16 protein-coding genes are annotated in these 13,547 nt (G+C 32.5%); 12 read left to right on the top strand and 4 right to left on the bottom strand.

The genetic code is table 11. The features are described from left to right. Window positions 1-66 precede the first annotated feature (66 nt). From OEA66_RS19590 to OEA66_RS19550, 9 genes are all read left to right on the top strand, one after another. On the top strand, window positions 67-549 hold the full coding sequence (locus OEA66_RS19590) for an energy transducer TonB (RefSeq protein ID WP_267283001.1): 483 nt from the start codon (window positions 67-69) through the stop codon (window positions 547-549). Between the two features lie 3 nt (window positions 550-552). After that, the gene (locus OEA66_RS19585; RefSeq protein ID WP_267283000.1) at window positions 553-966 is read left to right on the top strand and encodes an energy transducer TonB; all 414 of its coding nucleotides are present in this window, start codon (window positions 553-555) and stop codon (window positions 964-966) included. Between the two features lie 94 nt (window positions 967-1,060). Further along, entirely contained in the window at window positions 1,061-1,783 is a 723-nt protein-coding gene (locus OEA66_RS19580; protein ID WP_267282999.1) for a hypothetical protein, read from the top strand. A 155-nt stretch (window positions 1,784-1,938) separates the two neighbouring features. Then, window positions 1,939-3,375 (top strand): tRNA (N6-isopentenyl adenosine(37)-C2)-methylthiotransferase MiaB, encoded by a 1,437-nt coding sequence (gene miaB / locus OEA66_RS19575; RefSeq protein ID WP_267282998.1) that lies wholly within the window; start codon window positions 1,939-1,941, stop codon window positions 3,373-3,375. 63 nt (window positions 3,376-3,438) lie between these two features. Beyond that, window positions 3,439-3,870: a hypothetical protein gene (locus OEA66_RS19570; protein ID WP_267282997.1), complete on the top strand. Its 432-nt coding sequence runs from the start codon at window positions 3,439-3,441 to the stop codon at window positions 3,868-3,870. 94 nt (window positions 3,871-3,964) lie between these two features. Further along, a complete protein-coding gene (locus tag OEA66_RS19565) occupies window positions 3,965-5,269 on the top strand; it encodes a sigma-54 interaction domain-containing protein (protein ID WP_267282996.1) in 1,305 nt (434 codons plus the stop codon). A gap of 16 nt (window positions 5,270-5,285) precedes the next feature. After that, complete coding sequence (locus tag OEA66_RS19560; RefSeq protein ID WP_267282995.1) at window positions 5,286-5,993, top strand: hypothetical protein; 708 nt, start codon at window positions 5,286-5,288, stop codon at window positions 5,991-5,993. Window positions 5,994-6,012: 19 nt separating this feature from the next. After that, window positions 6,013-6,534, top strand: a complete 522-nt coding sequence (locus OEA66_RS19555; RefSeq protein WP_267282994.1) for an LptE family protein — start codon at window positions 6,013-6,015, stop codon at window positions 6,532-6,534. A 1-nt stretch (window position 6,535) separates the two neighbouring features. Then, the gene (locus tag OEA66_RS19550; protein WP_267282993.1) at window positions 6,536-8,725 is read left to right on the top strand and encodes a DUF8458 domain-containing protein; all 2,190 of its coding nucleotides are present in this window, start codon (window positions 6,536-6,538) and stop codon (window positions 8,723-8,725) included. 42 nt (window positions 8,726-8,767) lie between these two features. Here the strand turns inward: OEA66_RS19550 and OEA66_RS19545 are convergent, their stop codons facing one another. The 4 genes from OEA66_RS19545 to OEA66_RS19530 form a co-directional block, all read right to left on the bottom strand. Then, window positions 8,768-9,376 (bottom strand): DUF4126 domain-containing protein, encoded by a 609-nt coding sequence (locus OEA66_RS19545; protein WP_267282992.1) that lies wholly within the window; start codon window positions 9,374-9,376, stop codon window positions 8,768-8,770. Between the two features lie 193 nt (window positions 9,377-9,569). Then, window positions 9,570-9,959 carry a ribonuclease P protein component gene (gene rnpA / locus OEA66_RS19540; protein WP_267282991.1) on the bottom strand — a complete coding sequence of 130 codons (390 nt, stop codon included), beginning with the start codon at window positions 9,957-9,959 and terminating at the stop codon, window positions 9,570-9,572. Beyond that, window positions 9,959-10,684, bottom strand: a complete 726-nt coding sequence (locus tag OEA66_RS19535) for a tRNA threonylcarbamoyladenosine dehydratase (protein WP_267282990.1) — start codon at window positions 10,682-10,684, stop codon at window positions 9,959-9,961. Before OEA66_RS19535 ends, rnpA begins: the two co-directional genes overlap by 1 nt. Further along, a complete protein-coding gene (locus OEA66_RS19530) occupies window positions 10,677-11,303 on the bottom strand; it encodes a TatD family hydrolase (protein WP_267282989.1) in 627 nt (208 codons plus the stop codon). Before OEA66_RS19530 ends, OEA66_RS19535 begins: the two co-directional genes overlap by 8 nt. A 94-nt stretch (window positions 11,304-11,397) precedes the next feature. Here OEA66_RS19530 and OEA66_RS19525 point away from each other — a divergent pair, with 94 nt between their 5' ends. From OEA66_RS19525 to OEA66_RS19515, 3 genes are all read left to right on the top strand, one after another. After that, entirely contained in the window at window positions 11,398-12,027 is a 630-nt protein-coding gene (locus OEA66_RS19525; RefSeq protein ID WP_267282988.1) for a TetR/AcrR family transcriptional regulator, read from the top strand. A 97-nt stretch (window positions 12,028-12,124) separates the two neighbouring features. Beyond that, a complete protein-coding gene (locus OEA66_RS19520; protein ID WP_267282987.1) occupies window positions 12,125-13,120 on the top strand; it encodes an outer membrane protein assembly factor BamD in 996 nt (331 codons plus the stop codon). Between the two features lie 41 nt (window positions 13,121-13,161). Continuing rightward, window positions 13,162-13,485, top strand: coding sequence for a DNA-directed RNA polymerase subunit omega (locus tag OEA66_RS19515; RefSeq protein ID WP_267282986.1), 324 nt, complete (start codon window positions 13,162-13,164; stop codon window positions 13,483-13,485). Window positions 13,486-13,547: the final 62 nt, after the last annotated feature.

Raw genomic sequence — 13,547 nt, 5'->3', positions numbered from 1 at the left:
TTATCATGCGAGGTTTTTTTCTTTTTTGGCATAATTTTGCGTTCTATTTTCAGTAAAAATAAATTTATGAAAACATTCACTTTATTTATAGGACTTTTTGTGGCAAATTTTGCTTTTGCTCAGGATCTTGAAGACAGAGATGACTCTTTCATCGTTGAAAACAATAAAAATCTGATAAAAATCGACATCAAAGAACCTTTTATGCAGGTTGCAATTAAAGGTTGTAATGATTTTCAGGCAGCAAGCTTCGAAGGCGGAGCTACTGCATATAGAGAGATTTTAAGAAAATATATGTACACTTACCTAAATTCTGATTTTTATACTTTGACAGGTGATTTCACCTTTACTTTAACAATCGATGCAATGGGAAAAGTTGTCGATGTAATGGGAGATCCCAAAGTTTTGAATAGTGAAGTTTTCTTTGATGATATGCAATATGTGGTGAGAAGAATTAAAAAAAATTGGAAACCTGCAATGTGTAACGGACAACCCGTAAAATCTGAGATGAAATTGAAAATGAATTTCTCATCTTTGTCGGCAGATATGTAATTTATGAATAAATATTTTTTTGTACTCCTTTTATTAATAGGATTTAAAAGTTTTGCACAGGAAACAAAAGTTAGCTCTGAAAGCTTAACGGTAAATAAAACTGCTGAATTTCCAGGTGGAGATGCCGCTTTCAGTAAAGAATTTCTAAGAATGATTCATGGTTATATTGACATGAGCAAATATGCAGTAAACGGACAATTTACCTTTCTTTTTGATGTATCTGCAGAGGGAAAAGTAGAGAATCTAAATGTTTTACCAAAAGTGAAAAACAGCGAATTATTTATAGAAGACATGGATTTTGCCATTAAAAAAGTTAAAAAGAAATGGAAACCTGCAATACAAGATGGGAAACCTATTAGTTCAAAAAAAGTAATTAAAATAAATTTCACATCAGATCATTTCGATCATGGAGATTAGACTAAATTAATTCTCATTAAAATACACTAATAAATGATTTAATTCGTTTATTTTCGCCGTTACATTTAGTAATGGCTTTTTTAATATTTTTATCATGAAAATTAAAATTTTAATTCTTATTAGTTCATTTATTTTTTGCTGTATTCATGCACAGGTTTTATATAACTACCCTACTGGTCAGGATTTTTATGAAGGAGGGCGACAAGCATACAATAATGATATCCAGAAAGCAATCATAAAAAACAACCTAAAACCTTGTGCTAAAACTGAAGCTTTATTTATGAGATTCATTGTTTACCCAGATAATAAGGTTAAATATGTTTCAGATGATGATTCAGATGCAGTTGAGAATAATAAATGTATGAAAGATAAGGTTTTGGAAGTTATGAAGGATATGAAAAACTGGAAAGCAGCAGAATTGAACGGAAATAAAACGGCCGCTATGTTTTGTACTCTTTTTACTGATGATTTGCTATTTAAAGGGGAATTCAGTGAAGACGAATTTTCAAAGCCTGTATATATGCATAAAGACAAAGAAAGCAATATTATGAAGTTTAGAGAAAACTTTGTAAAATGTTTTGATGCAACTGGTTATAAATCTAATATTGATTATTCTTTTACAATTAATTTTGATGTAAATACCAAAGGGGAAGCTGGCTTTTTTTATATTGATAATGAGTCAAATTTAGAAAAGTTTAATAAAATGGTTGTTGATTGTGCATCAAATACAAAAAAATCTTACTGGAAACCAAGTTATTATAAAGGCGTTCCCATAAAACAGGTTTTTAGAATGCCAATAAGGTTTAATGCTAATTAATCTAAATATGTTTGATAAAGTATTTTAACTCTAATTATTTGGGTCTGACAATCTGTCACAATATTTTGTATCTTTGCAAATTCAATTTGTTCAAAATTTAAATTCATTATTGCATAATCTTGTATTTTTGAATTCTGAACTTTAAATCGACTACAGTGCAGGAAAAATATATAGACGAAACAAAACAGGGTGAAGCCTTTGCCATTGCAGAAAAGACCGGAAATTCTAAAAAACTGTTTTTAGAAAGCTACGGTTGTCAGATGAATTTCTCAGATTCTGAAATTGTTGCGTCAATTCTTAACGAGCAAGGTTACAATACCACTTTAAAAGTAGAAGAAGCAGATTTAATTCTCCTTAATACTTGTTCAATTCGTGAAAAGGCTGAACAAACTGTGAGAATGAGACTTGCGCAATTCAAAAATCTAAAAAAAGAACGTCCAAACATGACGGTTGGAGTTTTAGGTTGCATGGCTGAAAGACTGAAAACCAAATTCTTGGAAGAGGAACAATTGGTTGATCTTGTTGTTGGTCCCGATGCGTACAGAGATTTACCAAACTTATTAAAAGAAACTGAAGACGGAAGAGATGCCATCAATGTAATTCTTTCAAAAGAAGAGACTTACGCAGATATTAATCCGGTTCGTTTAGGCGGAAATGGCGTTACAGCGTTCGTTACAATAACGAGAGGTTGCGATAATATGTGTACTTTTTGCGTTGTTCCATTTACGAGAGGTCGTGAGAGAAGCCGTGATCCACATTCTATTTTGGAGGAATGTAAAAGTCTTTGGGAAAGCGGTTACAAAGAAATTACCTTATTGGGCCAAAACGTAGATTCTTACCTTTGGTATGGAGGCGGTCCTAAGAAAGATTTTGCCAAAGCATCTGAAATGCAGAAAGCTACAGCGATTAATTTTTCTCAACTGCTTGATTCTGTTGCAAAAGCAGTTCCTCAAATGAGAATAAGATTTTCAACATCCAATCCTCAGGATATGGATTTGGAGGTTTTCAGAATGATTGCTAAACACGATAATATCTGTAATTATGTTCACTTACCTGTTCAAAGTGGAAGCAACAAAATGCTGGAAGCTATGAACAGACAACATACAAGAGAAGAATATTTAGAATTAATTAGAAAAGCGAAAGAAATCGTTCCGGATATTTCGTTTTCACAAGATATGATTATCGGTTTCTGCAACGAAACTGAAGAAGATCATCAAGATACTTTAAGTTTAATGAGAGAAGTTGAATTCGATTACGGCTATATGTTCTCATATTCTGAAAGACCAGGAACTCCTGCTCACAAAAAAATGGAAGACAATATTCCGGCTGATGTTAAACAGAGACGATTGGCAGAAGTTATTGCTTTGCAAGGCGAACTTTCAAGAAAAAGAATGGAAGGTTATGTTGGAAGAGTACACGAAGTGTTGATTGAAGGAATTTCTAAAAAGAACAAAAACCAATGGAAAGGAAGGAATTCTCAAAATGCGGTTTGTGTGTTCGATATGCAGGAAGGTCAGAAATTGGGTGACATTGTGAACGTTTTTGTTTTTAACAATACTCAAGGCACGCTTTTAGGAGAAACGGTGAAATAGTAAGTTAGCCTAAATTTAGAATTAAATAAAATTATTATCAATATTAACTCAATAAACTAGACAATGGAAAAATTTCAAAAATATTGCCTCAGTGTTTTATTGGTGATGATTTGCAGTAATATCTCGGCGCAGGTAAGCAACGGATCTATCAAAAGTGAAGATTGCAAACAACTGTTCGAGATTTATAACCGAATTTTAGGCAATGAATGTGAAATTTCGCAAGAATATTGTTTTAGAAATGAAACAATTCGCAATTTTGCAATTGGTCATAAACAAAACGCCATTGATCTTATTGAGAAATTCTTCTCAGGAAAACAAAAAGATAATTCTTATAAAAATAAATCGGAAGCAGATTTTTCTGAAAAAGAAAAACATAATCAGCTTCTGAAAAGCTTTGAGAAAAATAGTAAAGAAAATCTCTTTGCTAATATTTTATATTTTAAAACTAAAGTTTCAAAAATCAGAAATAAAGATTATTTAAATGTAATCAGTTAATTATTATAAAGATAAAATTAAAATCATTCTTAACAAATTAACTAATCTTCTACAGATAAAAATTGAACTGTAGAAAAATAATCTAAAATTGACTATGAGCAGCGAGCTACAAAATATAAAAAACCGTTTCGGAATTATCGGAAATTTTCCCGCACTTAACCGTGCTTTAGAAAAATCAATTCAAGTTGCACCAACCGATATTTCAGTTCTTGTAATTGGAGAAAGTGGTGTTGGTAAAGAATTTATTCCAAAAATTATTCATTCAGAATCTAAAAGAAAACATCAACCGTACATTGTCGTAAACTGTGGAGCTATTCCGGAAGGAACTATTGATTCCGAGCTTTTCGGGCACGAAAAAGGAGCTTTTACAGGAGCAACAGCAACAAGAAAAGGATATTTTGAAGTCGCAGATGGCGGAACAATTTTCCTTGATGAGGTGGGCGAATTGCCTTTACAGACGCAGGTTCGTTTGTTGAGAGTTTTGGAAAGCGGTGAATTCATGAAAGTAGGTTCTTCACAGGTTCAGAAAACTAATGTGAGAATTGTTGCGGCAACCAATGTGAATATGATGAAGGCAATTCATGACGGAAGATTCCGTGAAGATTTGTTTTATCGTCTGAATACCGTTCAGATAGACATGCCTGCTTTGAGAGAAAGAAAAGGTGATATTCATCTTTTATTCAGAAAATTTGCAATCGATTTTGCCGAAAAATACAGAATGCCTGAGTTAGAACTCGACTCAAGCGCAGTACATTATATTGAAAGTTATGCTTTTCCGGGGAACGTTCGTCAGCTGAGAAATTTGGTTGAGCAAATGACAGTTGTGGAACGTGAGCGAAACGTAACGGTTGCAAAATTGGCAGAATATATTCCAATGGATGCGCATTTGCCAATGGTGGTGAATCATACTCAAAACCATCAGAAACAGAGTGATTTTGGTAACGAAAGAGAAATTATGTATAAAATTCTCTTCGATATGCGTAATGATTTAAATGATTTAAAATCCTTAACTTCGGAACTGATTAAGAACCGAGGAACTGCAGATCTGAGCAATCAGGAGAAAAATTTAATTAACAGAATTTATACTCCTGAAACACAGCAAACTGCAAATGCGAATTCTTTGTTATATTTTGAAAATAATAACAACAATAATCAGAATATTCAAAATGTTCAGAATCCGACGATTATATCAAATTCAGATGATTCGTACGAAGATTTTGAAGACATTGAAGTAGAAGAAAATACTCCCGAATCGTTGTCTCTTCAGAATAATGAAAAAGATTTAATTATCAAAGCATTAGAAAAGCACAATGGCAGAAGAAACAGAGCGGCAGATGAGTTGGGTATTTCACAAAGAACTTTATACAGGAAAATAAAACAATACAACTTAGAAGAATAAAATAATACACTAAATTATGAATGTAAATTTAACACCTAAACCAATCAATTTTAAATTTGGCGAGTACATCAACAAAGGTTTTGAACTTTTAAAGAGAGATTTCGGAAGTGTTTTCGTAGGCTTTTTGGTAACTTTTCTGATGTCGATTATCCCATTTTGTGGACTTTTAGCAATGGGGAATTTCTACAAATATTTACGTAAACTAAACAAAAATCAAAATCCAAGTGCGGGCGAAATTTTCGATTTTAAAGACTTTATGCCTTATTTTATTTTACAGTTGATTATAATTGGAGGTGTGTTTGTTTTGTACATTCCGTTTATTATTTTCGGAGGATTAGCCGCAATTACTGCTGATGGAAATGGAGAAGCAAACCCAATGTTTGCAGTTCTGATGTTCCCCTATATGTTTGTTGTGTTTTTTGCTATTTACTATTTCTTATTAAAAGGATTTTACATTTCCCCATTAATTAGTTTCAAAGGAATTACAGATATCAAAACTGCCTGGAATATTTCTAAAGTAATGACAAAAGGAAATCTGTTAAACATTTTCTTATTCTCATTGGTTGCAAGTCTTTTATCTCAAATTGGTATTCTTGCATGTGGTATCGGACTTTTTTTAACAATGCCCTTTCTTTATGCTGCAAACTATTTTGCATTCGAAGACGCTATTCAACAAATTGAATACGACGAAATTACCGAGATCGGTATCAAAGAAAAATATTAAGATTAAAATATAATTTATAATGAATCAGCTTAAAAATCTTTTACTTTTAATTGTATCTGTAGGATTGCTCAATTCTTGTTACAGCTTCACAGGATCGTCTCTTACCGACGAAAAAACTGTGCAGATTAATGAGTTTCCTAATAATTCTGCATTGGTAAATCCTACTTTATCACAGCAGTTTTCTACAGATATTCAAAACAGATTTTTACAGCGTACCACTCTGAAAGGAACAAAATCAAATCCCGATATTCTGATTGAAGGGGAAATCACAGATTATACAATTTCTCCGACAACGATTACTTCCACAACCCAACAAACTTCTGCGGGAACAATTCAGGAGTCTCAGAATAAACTGACAATCACCGTGAAAGTTCGTTATGAAAATAAATTACATCCAGAACTGAATTTTGATAAAAATTTCTCTGATGAGGCGGTTTTCAACACAAGTCTTTCGCAAGATCAGATTGAAACTTCGCAGGTGAAAATTGCAACAGACAGAATTATCAACAAAATATTTAACGACATCGTAGCGAATTGGTAATATGATGAATACTAGAGTTTTAGAATTATTAAAAAATCCGAAAAATATACAGTCAGAAGATCTCCATCTTTTGAAAGAAGAAATTAATTCTTTCCCCTATATTCAAAACATTCGTGCGCTGCATTTATACGGAGTTCATCTTTTCGATAAAGAAAATTATCAGAAAGAATTATCAACTACGGCTGCTTATACAACAGATAAGAAAATTCTTTATCATTTAATTAATGGTAAAATTCAGCAGATGAAAGCTGAAAAAGTTGTAGAAGAAACTCCTGTTATTGAAGAAAAGATAGAAGAAACTTCGATACAAAAAACAGAAGACGCTGAAATTTCAGTTGTTGAAAATATTGCTCCAAAACATGATTATGAAGCTGTTTCTGAATCTTTATTAACTCCAAAACCAGAAATAAAACACGTTTTTGTTGATGGAGAGCGCAACCGAATTTTATTTGAAGGCGAAGAAAACTTCCTTGAAGAAGTAAATAACGAAACCATTGATCTTGAATCTACTTTGGAATCGGGTGTAATTGTTACTCAAAAGCCAATTTCATCACAAGAAGAAAATCTTTCGGATAAAGAGGAAATTAAATTTGAAAATGAAGCTGATTTTGTTGCTGCACCTTCAGAAACTATTATCAATGAAGATAAAATTGATTCTGAAAAAATAGAAGAAAAGATAAATGATGAATCTGAAATAAGCTTTCAAAAAATCGAAACTTTTACGCCTGAAACAGAGGTTGTAGAAGATGAGAAGCCGGTTGAAAATGAAACCGTTTTAGATTCTAACCCAACTGAAGAAATTTCTGAAGATTTAAATATTGAAACGGTTATCAATGAAGATAAGATTGATTCAGAAAAAGTTGAAGAAAAAATTAATGACGATTCTGAATTAAGTTTCATCAAAATAGAATCTTTTAAACCTGAAACTGAAATTTCAGAAGAAAGTATTCAGGAAGAAAATAGTAATGAATCTTTAGAATCAGAAGCGATTTCAGAAGTTTTGAATCCCGAAACTATTATCGAAGAAGATAAAATTGATTCTGAAAATGTTGCCGAAAAAGTAAATGATGATGCAGAATTGAGTTTCCACGCAACCGATTCTTTCCTTCCTGAAATAAAAATTGAAGCGAATAAATCTGAGCAAAAAACTGTTGTTGCAATTCCAAAATCTAATATCAACAAACATGAAGACGAAATGCGTCGCCTGATTGAAGAAGTTGAAAAAAAGATGAAGACTCAGAAAAAAGAGGATGCAGAAAGCTCTGAAATTCAGGAAGAAGTAAGTGGAGAAATAAGTTTTGCTGAAACTCAGGAATTTCATGTAGGTGAAGAGCAAAAAGCAGCAGAAGAAACGGTGGTGAAAATCGCTGAATCAATTGTTGAAGAGAGATTAGAAGAAGGAAATTCTGACGAAAAAACGGAAAATGTAATTGAAGAAGTAGTTTCGGCTTGGAAACCAATGAGTTTTGAATCTCATACTCCGGATTCTTTTAGCAGAAAAATCGAGGTTAAATCTGAAGACGTTTTAAAAACAGAAGATATTGCAGAGGTTTCTGAAGAAATTGTTTCAGAGGAAAAGAGCTCAGAAGTTGTCGCAGAAAATAATTCAGAAGGAATTGTCGATGAAGTTGAAAATGTTAAAGAAATAGAAACTGAACAAATCTCAATAGAAAAAGATGACGTTCCTGTGATGAATGTTTCGTTTTTTGGAACTGATATTTCAAGTTTACCGATTAAGAAAGAAGAAGAAGAAGAAGAAGAAGAAGAAGAAGAAGAAGATCAACCAGTTGAAGGAAAAGTTCAAAAACCGATTTTGAGTACGGAATCTAAAATTCTTGACGATAGTAATGTCCCAGGATTTATCAATACTTGGCAAAGCTGGCTGAAAATCGACAGAACCGAAGAAGTTGAAAAAGCTAAAGTTGAAAATAAGAATAAAGTCATTGAATCATTCATTGAAAACAATCCAAAAATCAGTCAGCTGAAAGATGAGGTAAGTTTTGTTGTAAAAGAAAAAACAGACGATATTTCGCACTTAATGACCGAAACTCTGGCAAATCTTTACATTGAGCAGAAGCTGTACACAAAAGCAATCAATGCTTTTCAAGTATTAATCAATAAACATCCTGACCGAAAAGAATATTTTGAAAATAAAATTCAGGATATTAAAGATAATCGAGGAAAAAACTAAATTAAAATACAAACGGCAGAATTTCAAAGTTCTGCCGTTTTTTTATAAATAATTAGAAGTTTCTTTTCGTTTCCGTAATTTTTTTAAAGCTTTTCTTCCTAAAATCACTACTATAATTACCGTTGCGATTGCTAAAAATGCTGCAATTACCGGAGCAATCATTGCTAATATTGCCATAACTCCAGCTCCTGCGGTTTCTGTAGTTCCAACTACGGAATTTCCCAATCCGCCCGTTGTTGCTGTTGATGCCGCCCGAATTCCTGCAAACCCTGAACTGATTGTGGCTGCAGTTCCTCCTCCCGCAATTAAGGCCAATCCCCATTGTGAAAATGTTCCTAAATCTGCAAACTGACTCGCAAAAAGTAACGAACCGGCAATCGTTGCCATCGGAACAGAAATCGTATCTAAAAAATTATCAATAACAGGAATATAATACGCTAAAATTTCTGCAATCGTCGCAATTCCCGTTGTAATCAAGGCAGGAAGACCAGAAAGCCAATCAAAACTTTCATGGGTGGGAATCCATTGAAAATAGGAAGCTAAACTCACAGCAAATAATGGCAGAAAAACTCTGAAGCCGGCAGAAGCAGCAAGTCCGATACCAATAAATGCACTCAGAACATACGGAAGATAAGGAATTTGATCAAGCATTTTAATTCGTCAATTGTTTTCTTAAAGCTACAAAAAATATTCAGATTGAATTTAGAAACAATTTTTATGAAGTTTCATTATTAAAAAGTCATTTTGCTCCGTAGGAGTAAAAACCTTTGTAGAAATATGGTAACAAAATCAAATTGCGCTCCGTAGGAGCGCAACCATTATCTATAAAACGAAATTGTTTAATTTAAACAGATGGTGATTTCTTTTGAGATTGAGACTGACATAATTTTATAAATTCTGCCTCCACATCCTGAAATTTTTCGGGAAGTTCATTAGAAACCCAAAATAACATCGCAATGGTTTTGTCTCCAAAACTTTCTCTAAAAAGATCTTTATTTAAACGATAGCATTCTCGCAAAAGCCTTTTGACACGATTTCTATAAACTGCTTTTTTGAAATATCTCTTTGAAACCGAAACTCCTAGTTTTACATTTTCAGTTTGTAAATCAGCATGGTTTTTAAGAATAATAATTCGCAAATTTCCAGAACTTCTCCATTTACCTTTTGCGAAAAGTAAGGTGATCTCAGTGTCTTTTTTGAGTTTTTCTTGTTTTGGATATTTAAAATCAGACATTAGTCTTTATTCACTAAGTAATTGATGACTTCTGCAGCAGCGTACAAACCGAAAATTGCCGGAATAAAACTTATTGTTCCATAAAAAGATCTTTTGTAATTGCTTCCGTCGGTCATTTTTAAGCTGTCTTCATCCTGAATTTCATCAGAAAATACGCAACGAATTCCTTTATCGATTTTTACTTTTTTCAATCTCTTTCTCACTTCACGGGCAAGATGACAATGCTGAGTTTTGCTCAAATCACGTACAACAACTTTAGAAGGATCGGATTTTCCTCCTGCACCCATCGAGCTTACAACCTTTATTTTTCTTCGTTTTGCGGCAATTAATAAAGTGACTTTTGGGGTTACGCTATCGATACAATCTAAAACGTAATCGAAATTTCCGGCATCCAAAATTTCTTCCATTCTTTCAGGATTCAAAAATTCATTAACTTTTAAAAGTTCAAGATTGGGATTAATGTCCATCAATCGGTCTGCAACAACATCTACTTTGTGTTTTCCTATGGTAGAGTGTAAAGCGGGAAGTTGTCTGTTGATATTGGTAATATCTACTGTGTCCCCATCAACAATAGTCATTTTTCCTATTCCGGCTCTGGCTAAAAACTCAGCTGCAAAAGAGCCAACTCCTCCCAAACCGACAACCAAAACAGCTGCTTTGCTTAGTTTTTCTACACCTTCTTCTTTTATCAGTAACTCTGTTCTTTCAAGCCAAAATTTATCCATTTTGTATCGTTTCTAAATTTTCTACAATTTGTTTGTTGAGATTTTCTAAAGAAATTTCTTTTAATTCTGAAACTTTCAGGTATAATTCTTCGATATTAAAATCTTCATTATCAGTTTCTAAAAATATTTTATCTAAAGGAATTGTCTTTAAAATGTTCTGCAAAGATAGATTATACAAAACAGGTTTTCCAAAACTCAAATAAAAATTATTTTTCAGCAAATCGTCGGCAATGCTTTGTTTTTTATTAAAACCATGAATAATCATCGCTTGATGAGCGTATTTTTTAAATGAAATCACTTCATAAAACTTTCTTACACAATGAATGATCAAAGGTTTTTTAAGCTCATTTGACAGCTCAATTTGCTTTTTAAAAACGTCTCCCTGTGTTTTTTGATCAACTTCAATCAATCCATCCAATCCGCATTCTCCGATAGCAAAACAATTTTCTGTAATGTTGGAATTTAGCCAATTGAATTGATTTTCAATATTTTCTTCTTGAATATCTTGCGGATGAATTCCAATTGAATACAAATGTTGAGGCGGAGTTTTTCCATAATCCAAATTGTAAATTCCAAGCTCTTTATTTTCTTTATGATGATGAAAATCAAAAAAATCCATATTCAAAAATACTACAATTAAGCAAGATTTAAAATAATTAAACATCTGTTTATAGATATGTTAAAAATTTGCTAACTTTACTAAAAACGTAACTATGGGAAAAAAATTCTCTGAGAAGCAAATTCATATTCTTGATATTGCCGAAGAACTTATCGCCAGAAAAGGTTATGAAGGCACATCTGTAAGAGATATTTGTACAAAAGCCAACATTAATGTGGCAATGATTTCTTATTATTTCGGCTCTAAGGAAAAAATGATGGCTTATCTTTATCAGTATCGGGTTTTGAAAACGAGAGAAAATTTTTCAGAATTTGCAGATACAATCAAAGATGGCAGACCGGAAATGCAGATGAAAGAAATGATTAAATATATTGTCAGTCAACTTTTCAGGTATAATTATTTTCACGGTTTTGTTACTCAGGAACTTCGTCACACTGAGAATTTGAAAGATGAACTTTTAGATTTTTACCAGCTTTTCGTTAGAAAATTAGATGAAGTCATTAAAAAAGGTGTTACTACAGGAGTTTTTACTTTCACTCCAAAGCCTGAAGATATTTTGACTACAATTATTGGTTCTACTTTATTCGTTATCAGAAATAAAAATTTCTACGAGTTGTATGTTCCTCACAAAGATGATGAAACATACACCAAAGAAGCCGAAAAAAAGGTGAGAATGAATCTTTTAATGAATGTTTTTGCTGTTTTGGGATACGCAGCTGACTAAATTTACGTTAAATAATCATAAAAAAAAAACTTTTAGCAAAAAAGTTATATTTTTGCAAATTAATAGGTCGGTAAACCCGAGAACTGTTACATTTTATATGAAAAAGTATATTTTAGGTATTTTCGCTATTGCTGTTTTGGCAGCGTGCAAGAGTCAACAGGAAAAAGCATTGAGAAGTGCAGACAAAACCTTTATTCTTAAAGCTGCAAACGAAAATTTTGCTAAAAAGAAGTGGAAAAATGCATTGGCGCTTTACGACAGACTTCCCAATTTGGTTGCGGGTACAGATGATGCTCCAAACGTAGTTTTCAATTCTGCATATGCCAATTATTACGATAAAAACTACAGATTAGCGGGAAATCAGTTTAAGAATTTCTCAGTAAGTTTTCCTCAGGATAACAGAAAAGAAGAAGCTGCATATATGTCTGCATTGTGTTACTACAACGGTTCTATGGATTATAACCTAGATCAGTCGAGTACAGAATTGGCAATCAATGAGCTTCAGGAATTTTTGAATAACTACCCAAATTCTGAAAGATCAAAAAATATCAATACTTTAATTGATGAGCTTTCTTATAAATTAGAATTTAAAGCCTACGAAAACGCTAAGCAGTATTATAAAATGGGAGATTATAAAGCTACATCTACCGCTTTTGAAAATGTTTTAGACGATTTCCCAAGCACAAAGCTTCGTCCGAAAATCTATGATTATATGATGAAAGCTCGATATTCTTTAGCTGTAGGATCTACTTATGAATTAAAAGATGAGCGTATTACAAGTGCTTTAGCATTTACAAGACAGGTTGAAAAAGAACTTCCGAATACAGAATATGCTAAGACTGCTTTAGATTTAAGACAAAAACTTGAAAAAGAAAAGAAAGATTTTGTAGTAGTTAAAAAACAAAACGAAGAAAGAATTGCATTGTTTACTGCAAAACAGAAAAAGATTGCAGATAAGCTCGCAGAGCAGAATAAGACAGAGCAGCAAGTGAAAGATCAGATTTCAAATGAGAAGAGTGCAATGCAAATTCAAAGAGATAGTGCAGCGTTACAAACTCCTCCTCCTGCGGCGACTTTCAAAATCCAAAGATAATTCGTAAATTTGCCAACTTATAAATAATTAATTTTCTCAAAATGAGCGTAAAAGATACAAAAGCAGAAGTAAATACTATTACTTACGATAAAGACAAGATTGAAGAGAAAGTAGGTTCAATCTATGAAGCTATTGTAATCATGGGGAAAAGAGCAGAGCAGATCAATGCAGAAATCCGTACTGAATTACACAATAAATTAGACGAATTTGCTGTTCACAACTCTACTTTGGAAGAAGTTTTTGAAAACAGAGAGCAAATCGAAATCTCAAAACACTACGAAAAACTTCCAAAACCAACATCTATCGCTATCCAAGAATGGTTAGATGGTGATGTATACTTCAGAAAAACTGAAGACAGAAAATAAAACAATTTTATTTTTATAAAATCTAAGGTCATAGAAGATTCGGTTCTTTTATGACCTTTGCT

This window comes from Chryseobacterium luquanense (assembly GCF_026460945.1).
Taxonomy (GTDB): domain Bacteria; phylum Bacteroidota; class Bacteroidia; order Flavobacteriales; family Weeksellaceae; genus Chryseobacterium; species Chryseobacterium luquanense.
This window is presented reverse-complemented; position numbering and strand designations above follow the sequence as displayed.

Coding starts and splice junctions, on each gene's coding strand:
- OEA66_RS19520 (WP_267282987.1), top strand. CDS start 12,125: ATGAAAAAGTATATTTTAGGTATTTTCGCTATTGCTGTTTTGGCAGCG.
- OEA66_RS19580 (WP_267282999.1), top strand. CDS start 1,061: ATGAAAATTAAAATTTTAATTCTTATTAGTTCATTTATTTTTTGCTGT.
- OEA66_RS19535 (WP_267282990.1), bottom strand. CDS start 10,684: ATGGATAAATTTTGGCTTGAAAGAACAGAGTTACTGATAAAAGAAGAA.
- OEA66_RS19590 (WP_267283001.1), top strand. CDS start 67: ATGAAAACATTCACTTTATTTATAGGACTTTTTGTGGCAAATTTTGCT.
- OEA66_RS19570 (WP_267282997.1), top strand. CDS start 3,439: ATGGAAAAATTTCAAAAATATTGCCTCAGTGTTTTATTGGTGATGATT.
- OEA66_RS19525 (WP_267282988.1), top strand. CDS start 11,398: ATGGGAAAAAAATTCTCTGAGAAGCAAATTCATATTCTTGATATTGCC.
- OEA66_RS19565 (WP_267282996.1), top strand. CDS start 3,965: ATGAGCAGCGAGCTACAAAATATAAAAAACCGTTTCGGAATTATCGGA.
- OEA66_RS19515 (WP_267282986.1), top strand. CDS start 13,162: ATGAGCGTAAAAGATACAAAAGCAGAAGTAAATACTATTACTTACGAT.
- rnpA (WP_267282991.1), bottom strand. CDS start 9,959: ATGTCTGATTTTAAATATCCAAAACAAGAAAAACTCAAAAAAGACACT.
- OEA66_RS19550 (WP_267282993.1), top strand. CDS start 6,536: ATGATGAATACTAGAGTTTTAGAATTATTAAAAAATCCGAAAAATATA.
- OEA66_RS19560 (WP_267282995.1), top strand. CDS start 5,286: ATGAATGTAAATTTAACACCTAAACCAATCAATTTTAAATTTGGCGAG.
- OEA66_RS19585 (WP_267283000.1), top strand. CDS start 553: ATGAATAAATATTTTTTTGTACTCCTTTTATTAATAGGATTTAAAAGT.
- OEA66_RS19545 (WP_267282992.1), bottom strand. CDS start 9,376: ATGCTTGATCAAATTCCTTATCTTCCGTATGTTCTGAGTGCATTTATT.
- OEA66_RS19530 (WP_267282989.1), bottom strand. CDS start 11,303: ATGGATTTTTTTGATTTTCATCATCATAAAGAAAATAAAGAGCTTGGA.
- OEA66_RS19555 (WP_267282994.1), top strand. CDS start 6,013: ATGAATCAGCTTAAAAATCTTTTACTTTTAATTGTATCTGTAGGATTG.